At 54.5% G+C, this 15,029-nt stretch carries 15 protein-coding genes; 4 read left to right on the top strand and 11 right to left on the bottom strand.

Annotated features, from left to right (window positions below; translation table 11 throughout):
* The first annotated feature begins 73 nt into the window (after nt 1-73).
* Complete coding sequence (locus Abin_RS10475) at nt 74-403, top strand: FtsB family cell division protein (protein WP_048846668.1); 330 nt, start codon at nt 74-76, stop codon at nt 401-403.
* Nucleotides 404-631: 228 nt separating this feature from the next.
* Here the strand turns inward: Abin_RS10475 and rpmG are convergent, their stop codons facing one another.
* Entirely contained in the window at nt 632-799 is a 168-nt protein-coding gene (rpmG, locus tag Abin_RS10470; protein ID WP_003623017.1) for a 50S ribosomal protein L33, read from the bottom strand.
* A 141-nt stretch (nt 800-940) separates the two neighbouring features.
* Between rpmG and Abin_RS10465 the strand changes: the two genes are divergently transcribed.
* Entirely contained in the window at nt 941-2,140 is a 1,200-nt protein-coding gene (locus tag Abin_RS10465; protein ID WP_048846666.1) for a molybdopterin molybdotransferase MoeA, read from the top strand.
* A 19-nt stretch (nt 2,141-2,159) separates the two neighbouring features.
* Here the strand turns inward: Abin_RS10465 and Abin_RS10460 are convergent, their stop codons facing one another.
* Nucleotides 2,160-3,491 (bottom strand): carbohydrate porin, encoded by a 1,332-nt coding sequence (locus Abin_RS10460; RefSeq protein ID WP_048846664.1) that lies wholly within the window; start codon nt 3,489-3,491, stop codon nt 2,160-2,162.
* Nucleotides 3,492-3,739: 248 nt separating this feature from the next.
* Between Abin_RS10460 and lexA the strand changes: the two genes are divergently transcribed.
* Nucleotides 3,740-4,408 (top strand): transcriptional repressor LexA, encoded by a 669-nt coding sequence (gene lexA / locus Abin_RS10455; protein ID WP_048846662.1) that lies wholly within the window; start codon nt 3,740-3,742, stop codon nt 4,406-4,408.
* A gap of 235 nt (nt 4,409-4,643) precedes the next feature.
* Here the strand turns inward: lexA and bioD are convergent, their stop codons facing one another.
* The 3 genes from bioD to Abin_RS10440 are packed head-to-tail and all read right to left on the bottom strand — an operon-like array spanning nt 4,644 to nt 7,949.
* Nucleotides 4,644-6,071 (bottom strand): dethiobiotin synthase, encoded by a 1,428-nt coding sequence (gene bioD / locus Abin_RS10450; RefSeq protein ID WP_048846661.1) that lies wholly within the window; start codon nt 6,069-6,071, stop codon nt 4,644-4,646.
* 1 nt (nt 6,072) lies between these two features.
* Nucleotides 6,073-6,759 (bottom strand): alpha/beta fold hydrolase, encoded by a 687-nt coding sequence (locus Abin_RS10445; protein ID WP_048846659.1) that lies wholly within the window; start codon nt 6,757-6,759, stop codon nt 6,073-6,075.
* A complete protein-coding gene (locus Abin_RS10440) occupies nt 6,756-7,949 on the bottom strand; it encodes an aminotransferase class I/II-fold pyridoxal phosphate-dependent enzyme (protein ID WP_048846657.1) in 1,194 nt (397 codons plus the stop codon). Before Abin_RS10440 ends, Abin_RS10445 begins: the two co-directional genes overlap by 4 nt.
* Nucleotides 7,950-8,011: 62 nt before the next feature.
* Here Abin_RS10440 and Abin_RS10435 point away from each other — a divergent pair, with 62 nt between their 5' ends.
* Nucleotides 8,012-9,307: an adenosylmethionine--8-amino-7-oxononanoate transaminase gene (locus tag Abin_RS10435; protein ID WP_048846655.1), complete on the top strand. Its 1,296-nt coding sequence runs from the start codon at nt 8,012-8,014 to the stop codon at nt 9,305-9,307.
* 198 nt (nt 9,308-9,505) lie between these two features.
* Here the strand turns inward: Abin_RS10435 and Abin_RS10430 are convergent, their stop codons facing one another.
* The 6 genes from Abin_RS10430 to Abin_RS10405 all read right to left on the bottom strand — a co-directional run bounded on the left by Abin_RS10430 (nt 9,506) and on the right by Abin_RS10405 (nt 14,929).
* Nucleotides 9,506-9,973, bottom strand: coding sequence for a molybdenum cofactor biosynthesis protein MoaE (locus Abin_RS10430; protein ID WP_048846653.1), 468 nt, complete (start codon nt 9,971-9,973; stop codon nt 9,506-9,508).
* A gap of 5 nt (nt 9,974-9,978) precedes the next feature.
* Nucleotides 9,979-10,242 (bottom strand): molybdopterin converting factor subunit 1, encoded by a 264-nt coding sequence (gene moaD, locus Abin_RS10425; protein ID WP_048846651.1) that lies wholly within the window; start codon nt 10,240-10,242, stop codon nt 9,979-9,981.
* 39 nt (nt 10,243-10,281) lie between these two features.
* Nucleotides 10,282-10,812 (bottom strand): hypothetical protein, encoded by a 531-nt coding sequence (locus Abin_RS10420; RefSeq protein ID WP_048846650.1) that lies wholly within the window; start codon nt 10,810-10,812, stop codon nt 10,282-10,284.
* A 182-nt stretch (nt 10,813-10,994) separates the two neighbouring features.
* On the bottom strand, nt 10,995-11,564 hold the full coding sequence (gene pgsA, locus Abin_RS10415) for a CDP-diacylglycerol--glycerol-3-phosphate 3-phosphatidyltransferase (protein ID WP_048846648.1): 570 nt from the start codon (nt 11,562-11,564) through the stop codon (nt 10,995-10,997).
* Between the two features lie 99 nt (nt 11,565-11,663).
* Nucleotides 11,664-13,580: an excinuclease ABC subunit UvrC gene (gene uvrC / locus Abin_RS10410; protein ID WP_146867622.1), complete on the bottom strand. Its 1,917-nt coding sequence runs from the start codon at nt 13,578-13,580 to the stop codon at nt 11,664-11,666.
* Between the two features lie 266 nt (nt 13,581-13,846).
* Nucleotides 13,847-14,929, bottom strand: a complete 1,083-nt coding sequence (locus Abin_RS10405) for a dipeptidase (protein WP_048846646.1) — start codon at nt 14,927-14,929, stop codon at nt 13,847-13,849.
* Between the last annotated feature and the right edge of the window lie 100 nt (nt 14,930-15,029).

The raw sequence follows: 15,029 nt of genomic DNA, 5'->3' as shown, positions 1-15,029 counted from the left end.
GACAAGCAGTTCATGGTTTAGACATAGAGACGTGGCAACCTGATGTGACAGATCAGAAAAGGACAGGAACAGCGTGCAGATAGGTCGTATCATCAGACGTACAGTGCGGGCTGTTGTTCCCCCTTTGGTTTTTCTTGGCATTGCCGGGTATTTCGGCTGGAACGCCACACAGGGCGACCATGGCATGAAAGCCTACAAGCAGCAGCTTGTTTTGCTTGATCAGGCCAAGCAGGCCCAGCAGGATTCTTTAGCTGAACAGGCCGCGTGGCGTCGCCGCGTTAATGGACTCCACGAACAATCACTCGACAAAGACACGCTGGATGAGCGCGCCCGCGCCATGCTCAATCTGGCAGACAAGAATGATATCGTCGTACCGTATGATCGGCGCGACCCGCTTTACTAAAGCGAAAGATTCACCGAGTACCATACTCTCTGGCAGTTGTTACCAATATCCTGGAAACGCGCGTTCAGGCATGATGTTGGCAGCGCAGCCGCGCCTGTCCACTGGGGTTTTCTATTGCGTAAGAAAACGCCGTCATGGGTGGCGGCCATGATCACATCAACAAAGCTTACCAACAAAAAACGGCACCCGAGGGTGCCGCATTTGTATCATCCACAAAAATGCAGATGATTATTTGATCTTCGCTTCGCGGAACACAACGTGCTTGCGCGCAACGGGATCGTACTTCTTCAGTTCCATTTTACCGGTATGCGCACGAGCGTTCTTCTTCGTGACGTAGAAATAACCAGTGTCCGCCGTGGAAACGAGACGGATCTTGATAACATTGGTCTTGGCCATGGCTTCCTCAGCAGAGCATCATGAGTCCGGGCAAAAGGCCCGGGTGGTGTTCAAGTGAGCGCAAAATGCGCATACAAGAGCCAAAGGTCAAGCATTCTTGCATCATTCTGGCGTGGGAATTGCCAAAAGGAGTAAAAAAACATGCTGGATGTGGCAGTTGCGCGTGCCCGAATCCTTGAAAAACTTGCCCCCTGTGGTCAGGAAACGGTTTCAATCGCCTCTGCCTGTGGTCGGGTTCTTGCGTCTCCGCTTCTCGCGCGCCTTTCAAATCCACCCGTTTCCGTATCCTCAATGGACGGATACGCCGTCTGCGCTGAAGACGCACAAAAGGGTGCGACGCTCACCATTATTGGGGAAGCCCCTGCCGGGCATCCCTCCAGCCTGACCGTCACAAAAGGCCACTGTATCCGGCTATTTACCGGCAGCCAGATCCCTACCGGGGCTGATACCGTGCTGATCCAGGAAAACATGCAACGCGATGGAAACACCGTCACGCTGCTGGCAGATGGCCAACAGGGTCAATTCATTCGCAAACAGGGGCAGGATTTTCAGCGGGGAGAAACAGTGCTTCCCGCCGGTCACTTGCTGACTGCTCGTGATATCGGGCTGGCCGCAGCAGCTGGCCATGTGTGGTTGACGGTCTCACGCCGTCCACGTGTGGGCATTCTGGCCACTGGAGATGAAATCATTTTACCCGGGGACCCTGCGCAACCCGATTCCATCGTCAACTCCGGTGCCTTTATGGTCACGGCTTATCTTAATTCACTGGGCGCGGACGCCATCCTGCTTCCTGTGGCACGTGATAACGGTGAGTCTCTTTCTGCTGCCATAGAACACGCCAGCCACCTTGATCTACTGGTCACCATCGGCGGAGCCAGCGTAGGCACTTATGATTTGGTGCGCGACGCATTCAAGCCGCATGGACTTGAACTCGATTTCTGGAAAATTGCCATGCGTCCGGGCCGACCACTTATGTCAGGCCAACTGGGCAAAACCCCTATGATCGGCCTGCCCGGCAACCCTGTGGCTGCCATGGTGTGTTCGCTCGTGTTTGTTCAGGCAGCCATCCGCGCCCTGATAGGCCAGAAGGTCAGTGAAAAACTGGAAACTGAAACAGCCATTCTAGGGAGTGACCTGAAGCAGAATGATCAAAGGCAGGATTTTTTACGGTGCACACTAACGCCGCAACCCGATGGTCAGCTTCCACTTGCCACACCGTTTGCGTCTCAAGATTCGGCCCAATTGAATATTCTGGCCAAAAGCAATGCGCTGCTTATTCGCGCTCCCCATGCACCAGCCGTTAAGGCTGGCACGGTATGCAACATCATGCGTCTTCCCTAAAATACTTTATAATCAAATACTAAAAAGATACGCTTGAGTGCATGCCGAAAATCGCTTCGTCATGCACACGGCGCCCATCATCATCCACCACGCCCCCACTAGGTGACAAAATACCCTGAATATCGGGCTGTATTAGCAGCCAAGGACAAGCCTGCCACTGATATGTCAGTTCAAGGTGATATTCGTTTCCTTGGGGAATTTCATGCGAGCGCCGTTCAGAACGCGCCAGAACGCCACTGGGCGCACCGACACCAAAACCTAACCCCACCGAATCATTTGCACGGCGAAAGGGGGCGTTCAGCACAATGCCAGCATCAACTGCGTATACAATCTGATTACGGTCAGCCAACCCCGTGCCTGTAGCCCGGACAAAAACCGTCAGGTTTTGCGTGTCAGAAAACTTCGCGAGCATCTGATCTGCTATGCCATATAGCGCCCAGTTTCCCTTGTGGCGCATTTCAAGCGACGCCTGATCAGGGAAGCGCCCGGTATCACCAAAGCCTCCCACCTTAAACGTGCCGGGGTAAGCGACGTCGTCCCTGCGATACTGGGCTTCCAAAAACATCAATGTGCCTGTCCCAAAATGGAACCGTGTGCCGCTTGGGTCCTGATTCTGGTTCCATGGATCACCTTCATTGATGAACCCGGCCCCTATCGGGTTATCATCCCCCACTGCTGCGAAAACCGACCATCTGGTGCTTGGCTGGTATTTCACTCTTATTGCTGGCGTGGCCAAAGGCGACGCAGGCCCTTGATCATAAAGGTTATTATCTGGCAGCATTGGCCAGGAAAATGATGCATTCAGAAAGTTCTGCGCCGTCTCGCTCCCCATAAAATCACGGCTAAGATCCAGCTTTCCTACCCGAACATCCAATCGATCATGATAAAATTTTTGATCATATGACACTTCATACAACCTGAGGTTGTCGTCCGCCTCAATCCCTGAGACCTGATTAAATACATAAAGTGGCTTATTGCTGAACGGCCTTCCTCTGATATCCACGCCGCTGATAGTGAGTGTGCCTAAGGTTAAACCGGTCAGTTTCTTCAAATTAAAAGAAAGTTCGGCCGTGGTCACACCGATATAAGTCTGTGTGGGTTCACTTCCACCCACCGGCACACCCCAGAATTCATTCTGGTCATTGATTTCCAGATCAAGCCCCTGATTGAAAAGCGTTGTTCGCCACCCGCCCCACTGGCCCGTCAATTTGTCAGCAAAGGAATTTTCTTCTGCATAAGCAGCCTGAATAACAAGACCCGATGCCGAGAGCGCAAATGCAGCAAAAGCAGAAAGCCGCCCCCAGAAGATGCTGTTACAGAAAATCATTTCTCTCCGCAGACCAGCCTTCATGAACCGACTAAACCGGCTAATCAGCAGCGAATTGGTTTTTGATCGTGCAAAGCCTTAACCCGAAAAGCATGATGCGAAAACAGACAGGAGCCGGATGCAGCCCCGAAGCTGAAGACTACGTGCGTAAACCTTTCTCTTCACGACCTGAAAATCGGCCATCAATGATGAATAACTCCTTGACCCAAAAAGAGAACCTATATAGAACAAATACAAAATAAATCGCTTAATCCTGCCCCGAGGTGCCCCTGATGCTGACACGTAAACAGCACAAACTTCTGCTCTTTATTGATTCGCACCTTAAGCAGACCGGCTTCTCTCCTTCGTTTGATGAAATGAAGGAAGCCATGGGGCTCCGCTCCAAATCAGGTATCCATCGTCTTATTTCCGGCCTTGAAGAACGTGGCTTTCTGCGTCGCCACCATCATCGCGCCCGTGCGCTCGAAGTCATCCAGCTTCCTGAAATGGCTCAGGCTACACCGGAAACATTGCCGTCCAATGTCGTCCGAGCGGACTTCTCCCGCGCGAACGCACAGACACTCAAAGTACCGCTTTATGGGCGTATCGCTGCGGGTTTGCCTATTGAGGCAATGGCAGATACCGATTCTTTCCTTGATATCCCGATGACACTGGTTGGCACCGGCGATTATTATGCGTTGGAAGTAACAGGTGATTCCATGATTGATGCGGGCATCATGGACGGAGATTATGTCGTTATCCGTCGCACAGAAAGCGTGGAAAATGGCCAGATTATTGTCGCGCTAATTGACGATAATGATGTGACACTCAAACGTCTGCGCCGTAAGGGCAATACAATTGCTCTGGAACCAGCCAACCCAAATTACGAAACACGGATTGTTCCGGCAGAACGCCTGAAAATTCAGGGCAAGCTAGCAGGACTTATCCGCCGTTATCACTGACTGTAACGAAATCTCCTCCACAAAAGGCTGCCTGAACGCTTGTCAGATTAGACCTGTAAGCCATTTCTGGCCGGAACAATTCGGGCTTTGCCCACTTATTCCGGCATTACGCCCACAACATTCCGAGTTAGACGCAGATATTCCTGTGTCATGCAGGCCCTATGGTGTTCAGGTTTTGAAACGTCTCAACCTACCTTTTTAGGGCAAACATGAACTCCTTCTGCAGGCCTTAAAACTACTCCCGCTCTCCCCGAGACTTTTCAGTCAAGAGTTCCCATGAGGGCAACATCTTGGCAATTTCAGCCACAGTTTTTGCTGACACGTCAGGTTGATGCGGTATTTCCGCAAGAATACGCACCTTCCCTTTTTGCTCGATTGTTTGACGGTTTGCAGGATTTAGCGGCCCGTTCAATACAACGCCGGCAATAGCCACACCCCGCCGACGCAGTGCCTCAAGACTAAGCAGCGTATGGTTCAAAGTGCCCAAACCGCTTCGCGCGACCAGCACCACGGGCAGCCCCCATTCCACAGCAAGGTCACTCATCATCACTTTCTCTGTAACAGGCACCATCAGACCACCTGCCCCCTCCACTACCATGGGGCGGTCAGGCTGCTGCATGCGCAATTCAAGATCAGCTGGGTCAATGACCACACCTTCCGCATCTGCTGCGGCTTCTGGTGATAACGGAGCCTGAAATGCACCCGCTGGTGGCAGACAGTCCCTTTCGCTGCTTCCCGTCAGGATTTGAACTGTCGGTGTATCACCAGCTTCATCAGCCAGTCCGCTTTGAAGCGGTTTCCAATAAAGCGCACTCCATGCCTTAACCAGACACGCAGAAACAAAAGTCTTCCCAACCCCTGTGTCCGTACCCGTAACAAATACCCCTGCGCGTGGCGGCTTCTGAAAGCAGCCATACGCCAGATGCCACGTAACAAAGCTGTCCCCAGCATCAAAGCGTGCCAGACTGCGCTTCAACGCTCCGACCGGCATAGGGGTATGATCGCGGCGCGGGATAAAGGCTCCCGTTTGCTTTAGATGCCGAAGAAACTGTGCGCCATTTGGAAAAGTCTGCACACAGCTTTCAACACTCCACTCGCCACTAAACAAGGCAGGTCGCCACGCCTCTATTTGTGAGTGTTCTGGATAAGGGGAAAGCCCGCTTCCCGATTTTTCGGGCGCACACGCTGCCTGCCACTCCCGAAATGTACCGTCCAACAAGGTGGATAACGCAACAATGCCACCGGCTTTCAGTCTATCGCCCCAGTGCGCAAGCGCTAGTTGCGGCTGCTCCAGCCACTGAAACACCAGATTGCCACAGACAACATCAAACGCCCCAAGTTCATCCTCAATGGCAGCAGCATTCATCACTCTAAAAGTGACGCCTCCACCAACACGGCGTCGCGCGCGTTCCAGCATGGATGGGGCAATATCTGTGGCAACAATTTCGGCATCCGGCCACGCTGCACGCAACTTTTCCGTCAGAAACCCTGTGCCACATCCTAATTCAAGAATACGCGCCGGTTTACGCGCCGCCAACCGAGCCTGAAGACGTTCAAACAGGTGTCGCGCGGCAATACGCTGCACGGTTGCAGCAGCCTCATAATCGACAGCATGATCAAATGCGTCTCGCACACGGATTTGTCGCGAAGTAATCTGCGTCATATCAGGACGTCTCGTTCATAAACTGGCGGATCTGATCCGCGCAAAATCGGGTATGGGTCAAAGGCAACATATGACCACCACCCTGCTCCCACACGATAAGTGTTTCTGGCGCAAAAGCAGCCCTCGTCATGGCCGGACTGACAATAGGGTCTGCCGCCCCGGCTAGGACCAGCAAATCACGCTGCCTATGCTGGGTAAGCTCCTGCGCCGAACAGCGCACGTCACCGGTCATAAGCATCTGCAAACCATCTTGCAGAGCACTGATCTGGAGTGATGCCCCTTCAACAGGCTGCAAACCACAGCGCTCACGAAAATTATTCACCACATCTTCAGGGGCTCGCTGAAGTCCGGTTGCCATACGGGCCAAAACCCGTGGGGCTACGCCTTGAGCAAAACCCTCATCTTGCGTGAAACGCGAGAAAGCATTGATGCCAATAAAGCGGCTACCCTCTGGCCACTTCCGCTGCGCAAGAAGCCACATCAACCCCAGAGAATGGCCAATCCCCAAAATGGGACGGTCAGCCTCAATCTGCTCCAGACACTTCGAGCCGAGAGGCACTGTGTCAGAAAAAGTAAAATACCCTAAATCGACAAAGCAGGCGGAATCAGCAGGCAACAAAGCAGACAGTGGCTGCCACACATCCACACCACACGCCCATCCATGCACAAAAACGGGTTGGAGCGTCATTGGGCTACCTGACCAATCGCAGTGCACACTGCATCTGCCAGCTTGTCCACCTGCTTAACAGTATGCTGGGCATGCATGACAACCCGCAAACGGCACGCCCCCGGCGGAACAGTGGGAGGACGAATGGCAACCGCCAGAAAACCAGCGTTTTCAACTAGATGGGAGAGATACAAAGCCGTTTGCTCGGCCCCCACCACAACAGGAACAATCTGGGTAGATGACGGCCCTGTATCCAAGCCTGCCGCGTGCATTTTCTGCCTGAACCGTTCGGCTAAAAATGCAACACGCTGTCTGGCCTCTTCCATGTCAGCCGTGGGCAAAAGGTCAAGAGCAGCCTCTACTGCCCCCAACACCATTGGCGAGGGCGCTGTAGAATAAATATACCCCGAACCGCTTGTCACCAGCCAGCGACACACGGCGGAGGACGACGCCACAAACGCCCCCATACTACCCAACGCTTTGCTGAATGTGCCAATAACCAGATCGGCCAGCCCATCCGCCAGCCCTTTGCCGTTTTTACCCAAAATACCCGTTGCATGGGCTTCATCCACACAGAGAAAAGCGTCGTGCTCTCGGCAAAGTTCTGAAAGTGCAACCATGTCCGCACGGTCCCCATCCATGCTGAACACGCTTTCTGTCAGAACAATTTTCAGACCGGGCGTGTCCGCCTCTTTCTGAAGAAGCGCACGCAAATGCTGGACATCATTGTGCCTGAACCGCACGGGCCTGACACCAGCCGCGGCGCATCCATGATACAGGCTTGCATGAATCAGTTTATCAACCAGCACCACCGGCGGTTCGCCCGTCACTTCTACAGAAAGACGCGCCAAAGCAGGCACAAGCGTTGCGTTTGCCTGCCACCCAGAAGACAGAATACAAGCTGCCTCCATCCCCTTCAGCGCGGCCAACCGTGCCTCCAAGGTCTGCATGGCAGAATTGGTGCCCGTTACCAGGCGCGAGGCACCAGAGCCTGCACCATATCGCCGCCCCCATTCATTGGCGCACTGCACCAATCGGGTGTGTTGCCGCAACCCCAGATAGTCATTTGAGGAGAAATCAACCAGAGCAGTGCCGTCTTCCCGTTGCAGCAGGCCATGGCCTACAGGGTTCAACGAGCGTGGCGTGCGAAGACGCCCCTGTTCCGCCAATCTCTCCAGCCCCTGCTGGAAAAGATGATCAAACCGCGTCATGAACAGAGTAGGTGCCGTAGGCCGCGTCGCCGGTCAATCACCGAAGCAGGAGAAGAGCCAGAATGTCAGCCCCCTCACCCAGCCTAATGACGTCCCGTCAGACTGCCCCAGACTGGTATGAAAAAGGGCTGCCACATATCTGGCTCCCATATTCACAGATGAAAACGGCCTCGCCTCCTTTGGCGGCCGTGCGAACACACGACACACGTATTGAACTGGCTGACGGTCGCGAGCTGATAGATGGTGTCGCCGCGTGGTGGACAGCCTGCCACGGCTACAACCACCCACATATTCGAAAAGCTGTAGAAGCCCAGCTTGCCACCATGCCGCACATTATGTTTGGCGGCACGGTGCATGAACCGGCTCTTCGCTTGGCCGCCCGCCTGTGTGCCATGCTGCCCGGTGATCTGGAGCGCGTATTCTTCACCGATTCTGGTTCGGTTTCTGTTGAGGTTGCCATGAAAATGGCCATTCAATACCGTCTGAACAAAGGGGAGACCGGACGCACAAAAATGCTGGCCTTCAAAGGCGGCTATCATGGAGACACTCTGGCCACCATGGCCGTGTGCGACCCGGAAGAAGGGATGCATCACCTGTATGGCACGGTCCTGGCTCAGCACGTCATTGCCCCCCTGCCAGTTGATGATGCCAGCACAGCCGAATTTCTCCGCCTTCTGGCCCAGCATGCCCATGAGCTAACGGCTATTCTGACAGAACCTCTGGTGCAGGGCGCTGGCGGCATGCTGTTTCATAGCCCTGATGTTCTGCGCATACTGCGCAAGGCAGCTGACGAATACGGGCTTTTGCTTATTCTGGATGAAATTTTTACCGGCTTTGGACGCACTGGCACGCTGTTCGCCTACGAACAGGCAGAGATCGTGCCCGATATTGTCACGCTGTCTAAAGCGCTAACGGGCGGCACAATGGCGCTGGCGGCAACAGTGGCACGCCGCCACGTGTTTGACGCTTTCCTGTCCGATAACCCCGAACACGCTTTGATGCACGGCCCCACATTCATGGCCAACCCCTTGGCCTGTGCCTGCGCCAATGCATCACTTGACCTGTTTGAAAGCGAACCCCGCCTGCACCAGGTGCAGACAATCAACGCCATTCTGACCGAAACGCTGGAACCGTGCAGAGCGCTACCGGGCGTCAAGGATGTCAGAACTTTGGGGGCTATTGGCGTGGTGGAGCTTGAAAAAATCTCCAATCCGGACGCACTGCGTCAGAAATTTATTGCAGAAGGCGTATGGATCCGTCCCTTCCGGAATATTGTTTACCTGACCCCTGCGTTCACCATCACACCTGACGATTTGAAGACACTGGCAAACACCATTTATCGAGTGCTTTCATCCTGATGATTCTGGGAAAATCAGGGACCGGTGCGAAAGCTGGCAGAGGAAAGCGCGTAAAGGTCTTTTACAGATAAAAAGCGACTATCATCGTGATGCCGAGGAATTTTACCTTCAAACGGCATCACATTCAGAGAGAAAATCCAACCAGATTTCTGAAAGCATCGGTTTAAGCTTCACGCCACCCAGCGTGAAGAACCGTTCTTAGTCTTTGCTTGGATCGTCCCACGCGGCGGCTGCGGCATCATCTGTCTCACGCGCATCCACCCAGTGACTGCGGCCATCTGTAAAGCGTTCAAGCTTCCAGAACGGAGCGCCGGTTTTAAGGCGGTCGATCAGAAAGGCTGTGGCTTGTAAGGCTGCTGCACGATGGCTGGCTGCTGTACCGACAAAAACAATTGGGTCCCCCACATACATGATGCCGACCCGATGGATGACAGTGCAGCCCAACAAATGAAACCGGCTGAACGCTTCCTCAGCCAAACCCATCAGCATTTTTTCGGTCATGCCCGGGTAATGTTCAAGCGTCAGGCTTTCTAGCCCATCGCCCTGATTCCCGCGGACCTGCCCCATAAACACACTCATCCCGCCAACAGCGCCCGAGATACGGGACAGAGCAGCCATTTCTGCGCCCATATCAAACTCGTCCTGCTGAACCTGAACGCGGATCATGGCCGTCAGCCGCCTGTCATGGGCGGAAAGAAGGCGACTTCGTCGCCCGCTTTCACAGTGTCCTGAAAACTGGCCAGTTCCTGATTAATAGCTACGCGAATACGCGGCATGGCGGCGAACACGCCATCAAGTGCCTTGTCCCGGCTGCGCAGGTCAGACACCAGCGTCTGAACCGGGACCTGACCATCAGTCAGGGAAACATCCTCACACTCACGCCCCAACTGCTCACGCAAGGAAGCGAAATAGAGAATAGTGACCCTGCCCTGCATGAGCACTCCTTGAGGAAAAAATTCTGAAATCCACACCCCTCACTGCTTGGGTGCGGCTGCCTTTCGTGGCGGCTGGGAAGTGGTGACAGACCCATCGGGGTGAATCAGAGTAACAGTGCCATCGCCATTCGGAATTTCGATTGTCGAAGCATTACCGCGCTGCACCCCATATTTGTTGGCAACATCTGGTTCGGCATCGGGCAGCTTGCCCATAGGCTCTTTCGACACAGGCTGTTCGGACGGGCCGTTGACGCTCATTTCGCCACCATCCTGCAATTCAGGTACGCCAGACTGGCCGCCAGCCCCACCCAGAACGGTACCAATGCGGTCTTTTTCCACATCTTCAAGAGTCGGCAGTGGCGCAGGTGGCCCCGGCCAGATGTCCCCACCCTGTGGCAGAATCGGTGTTTCGGCTGTGGAATATCCGTGAATACGCCGCATATTCAGGTCTGACCCTGACGGTGCATTCGGATTTTCCCCGGGCAGAGTGGCTGTGTCGGAAATATATTTCCCAAACCCTGAACACCCGCCTAAAACCAGACATGCTCCCAATAGAGCAGCTTTCCGCATCACCTGACTCCGCTAACCATGACATATGCAGGCGAATCAGCAATGCCTGCTGTAGCGACAATGTGCCACCACAAAGCTAAATAACGGTTTACGGGGGGGACACAACCCAAAGCCACCACTTTGGGGCTTTTCTGCCACACACCAAGCGTAGTTAGGGCAGATTTCACCAGCGTTTCAACTGCTTATAAATCAACATGCCGCAGACCGGTGGTCAGATAATCCCAACCGGTAATCAGTGTCAGCACCGCAGAAATCCACAGCAGCACGGCCCCAATCAAGGCCACGGGCAACCACGGCATACCCAGCAGAATGCCGGTACCGTCCCCTGCCAGCAAAAACCCAATGGCCGTCATCTGAAAGCCGGTTTTCCATTTTGCCAAGCGGGTCACGGGCAACCGTGCCTGACGTTCAGCCAGATATTCGCGCATGCCCGAAACCAGAATTTCCCGGCACAGGATAATAATCGCCGGCCACAGGCTCTGATAAGGCAGCCGCAGAAAGCCAGCGAGCACCATCAGGCAGGCCCCGACCAGCAATTTGTCAGCAATCGAATCAAACATGCGGCCGAAGTCTGAAAGCTGATGCCGAGACCGCGCCAGCTTGCCGTCAAAATAGTCGGTAATCCCCGCCAGAATGAACAGAACACACGCCGCAGCGTCGGTTTGCGGCGTACCCCATGCAGCGAAAACCACCACAATCGGAATAGCCACGATCCGTGACAATGTCAGAACATTCGGCAAATCTGTCAGCATTGTCGGGAGCCTAACCTATTTCCCAGTGCTCTGAAATGGTTTCTGACCACCACTTGTTGCCACTCACCCAGAAATGCAGTGCAGGTCTGGCTCACAGCCTTATCCCGGCGTCCAATCCGGGTGAAAATGCCCATACACGGCCCGCGCCGTTTCCCGATTAATACCCGGTGCCGATTCGAGTTCGGCCAGCCCCGCCTGCTTCACCCCACGGGCTGACCCGAACACGTTCAGCAGCATCTTCTTACGGGCAGGCCCCACGCCCGGAATATCGTCCAGTTCTGATGTCACCAGCGTTTTAGACCGCCCGGCACGATGGGTTGTAATGGCAAATCGATGCGCCTCGTCCCGCAAACGCTGAAGATAGTATAAAACCGGATCTCGCGGATCGAGCTGAAAGGCAGGAGCCTGCCCTGTATGAAACCACTCACGACCAGCATCGCGGTCTGGCCCTTTGGCAATACCAACCAGCTTCACACCCGTTACGCCCAGATCATCCAGAACAGTTTTTACGGCTGAATACTGGCCTGCCCCACCGTCAATCAGCAGAACATCCGGCCAGTTTGACACATCACCCTCGGCCACTTCCTTCAACGCACGGCCAAACCGACGTTCCAACACTTCACGCATCATCGCAAAGTCATCTCCGGGCGTGACCGGGCCTTTGATCAGAAACTTGCGGTACGCTCGCCTGTCAAACCCTTCCGGGCCGCCAACAATCATCACACCATACGCATGTGATCCCATGATGTGGCTGTTGTCATAGACTTCAATACGCTGTGGGGGCGCATCCAGCCCAAAGACTGTGGCCACACCTTCCAGCAGTTTGGCTTGCCCGGCCGTCTCCGCCAGTTTTCGGTGCAGGGCATCCCGTGCATTGGCAACCGCATGGTCAAGAACCTGCCGTTTTTCCCCCCGTTGCGGAGAAAGAATCTCCACCTTGCGCCCACGTTTGAGCGAGAGAGCCTCACCCAGTAGCGCCTCTTCAGAAAGCGCGTGGTTGACCAGCACCTGTGCTGGGCACGGCTTATCATCATAAAATTGCGCGATGAACGCTGACAGCACGTCTCCCGGTTCTTCATCCTTTGTGTGTGCAGGGAAGAAGGAGCGATTACCATTATTCCGCCCCCCACGAATGAAAAAGACCTGAATGCAGGCCTGTCCGGCTTCCTGCCAGATGCCGAATACATCTGCATCATGCAAAGAAGACGGATTGATAACATTCGAATCCTGCATCTGCGCGAGCGCACGGATACGGTCACGCAGGGTGGCTGCGCGTTCGAATTCCATGCCCTCAGCGGCTTTGTGCATCTCCGTGCTCATCTCTTCACGTAAGGCCATGTCCTTGCCTGACAGAAACTCACGCGCCTGCTCAACCAGTTTGGCGTAAGATGACTGGTCAATGCGATCCACACACGGGCCGGAACACCGCTTGATCTGATACAGCAGGCAGGGGCGCGTCCGACTATTGAACACGGCATCTGTGCAGGACCGCAGCAGAAACACACGCTGCAACAAATTCAACGTCTGATTGACGGCCCAAGCTGACGCAAACGGCCCCCACAAACTGGCCCCTTTGACCGGCTTGCCCCGATGTTTGGCCACCTGCGGAAAGGGGTGCCCATCCGTCAGCATCAGCCAAGGGTAACTTTTATCGTCCCGCAGCAAGATGTTGAAGCGAGGCTTCATGCGCTTGATATAATTGGCCTCAAGCAGCAGAGCCTCAGCTTCAGTATGCGTCGTGACAATCTCCATCGAGACTGTCTCGGACACCATGCGCCGCAGCCGCTCAGGCAGGCGTGCAACCTGTGTATAGGACGTGACGCGCTTTTTCAGCGCCAGCGCCTTACCTACGTACAGCACATCTCCCTTCTCCCCAATCATCCGATAGACACCGGGGGAAAGAGGCATGGTCTTCAATGCTTCCCTGATCACTTCCACGCCTTTGGGCACACACGCGGGCGCATCCCCGGATGTGCTGACCGAGACGTCAGTTGAAGAAATGTCAGATGTCATCAAGCGCTCTTCCGAGAAAACAATTTCATCCACCGATCTTGTGGATAAGTTTGTGGAATAACCACCTTATCTCTCCTGAAATCCGCAGATTTCCCCCCTCCTCAACGCTTTGCATATTTTTTAGCCATACATATCAAGTTATTGATTTATATGGATTTTATAAAAGCAGAGCTTTGCCCGATAAAGGCAGTTTCGGAGATTTCTTTGAAAATAAAGGAAGTCAAGAGAGGAAGTGGACAAATTCAACGAAAATCTGCCCACCGTGTTTTTCAGACCTTGGTCGCGGTTTGTTCCGCTGCGGCTTCTGCCGCTTTCAAAAGACGCATGAAGTTACCGCCCCAGAAGGCCGCAATTTCACTGCGGTCATAACCACGATGCAGCAGTTCTTCCGTCAGGTTGACGCCTTGCGTGGCATTCTGCCAACCATCAATGGCACCCCCGCCATCAAAGTCTGATGAAATCCCGACATGCTCCACACCAATACGCTTCACGACGTAATCAATGTGGTCCACAAAATCCGCCACATTGGCAGACCGCGGGCCATCGCCGTCACGCGGCTTCAGAAAAGCGGGCATGGCGGTAATCTGAATGACGCCGCCGGTTTCCTTCAAGGCATCCAGTTGCTCATCGTCCAGATTACGCGGGTGATCACACAGTGTTCGCACACAGGAATGACTGGCTACGACAGGCACCCGCGAAACCTTGGTGGCCTGCAACATGGTCGATTTGGCTGAATGAGAAACATCCACCAGCATGCCCAACCGGTTCATATGGGCAATCGCTTCACGCCCCAGATCTGACAGGCCGCCATGCCGCTCCGGTTTGTCACCCAAACTTGGCCGGTGCACGGCAGCATCCGCCAGCGCATTATGTCCGTTATGGGTCAGCGTCACATAACGCGCTCCTTTGGCCCGAAACTGCGCCAGCAAAGCCGGGTCATCACCCATGGCGTAGCCATTTTCAACGGCAGGCACCACGGCCAGATCCCCAGCAGCCTGAGCGGCCAGCATCTCCGCCACGGTGGGGCACACGCGCGCAGTCAGTCCATTGCGAGTCCCCTGCATGCGGTTAATGGTATCCAGCATGGCCAGACATTGTGCCTGGGCGTCACTGTGGCCTTTTTCCGTTACGGGCCCCTGACCAATATAGGCCACGAAACACCCGGCTGACATGCCGCCCTGCTGCATTTTAGGCAGGTCAACGCGCCGTGTTGTCGTGTCCACAAACGCGTCATCCTGATCCGGCCACGGAATATCGATGTGGCTATCAAGCGTGAACAAAGCGTCATGCAACGCACGCGCTGCGGAAGAAACCTGAGGCTGGCTCGCCTGAGCCGAAGGAGAAAGCGTCATGCTGCAAAAATGGTCCCGTATGCGGTAAATTCAAGGCATACACCCTGCCCGTTCTGTCTTATGTGCCGAATTTCACTTGCCCCGCAAACCCGGATGCGCG

Origin of the sequence: Acetobacter indonesiensis (assembly GCF_000963945.1) — a bacterium.
In the GTDB taxonomy this organism is placed as follows: Bacteria; Pseudomonadota; Alphaproteobacteria; order Acetobacterales; family Acetobacteraceae; genus Acetobacter; species Acetobacter indonesiensis.
The sequence above is the reverse complement of the archived record's forward strand: the minus strand, read 5'-3'. Positions and strand labels throughout refer to the sequence as shown.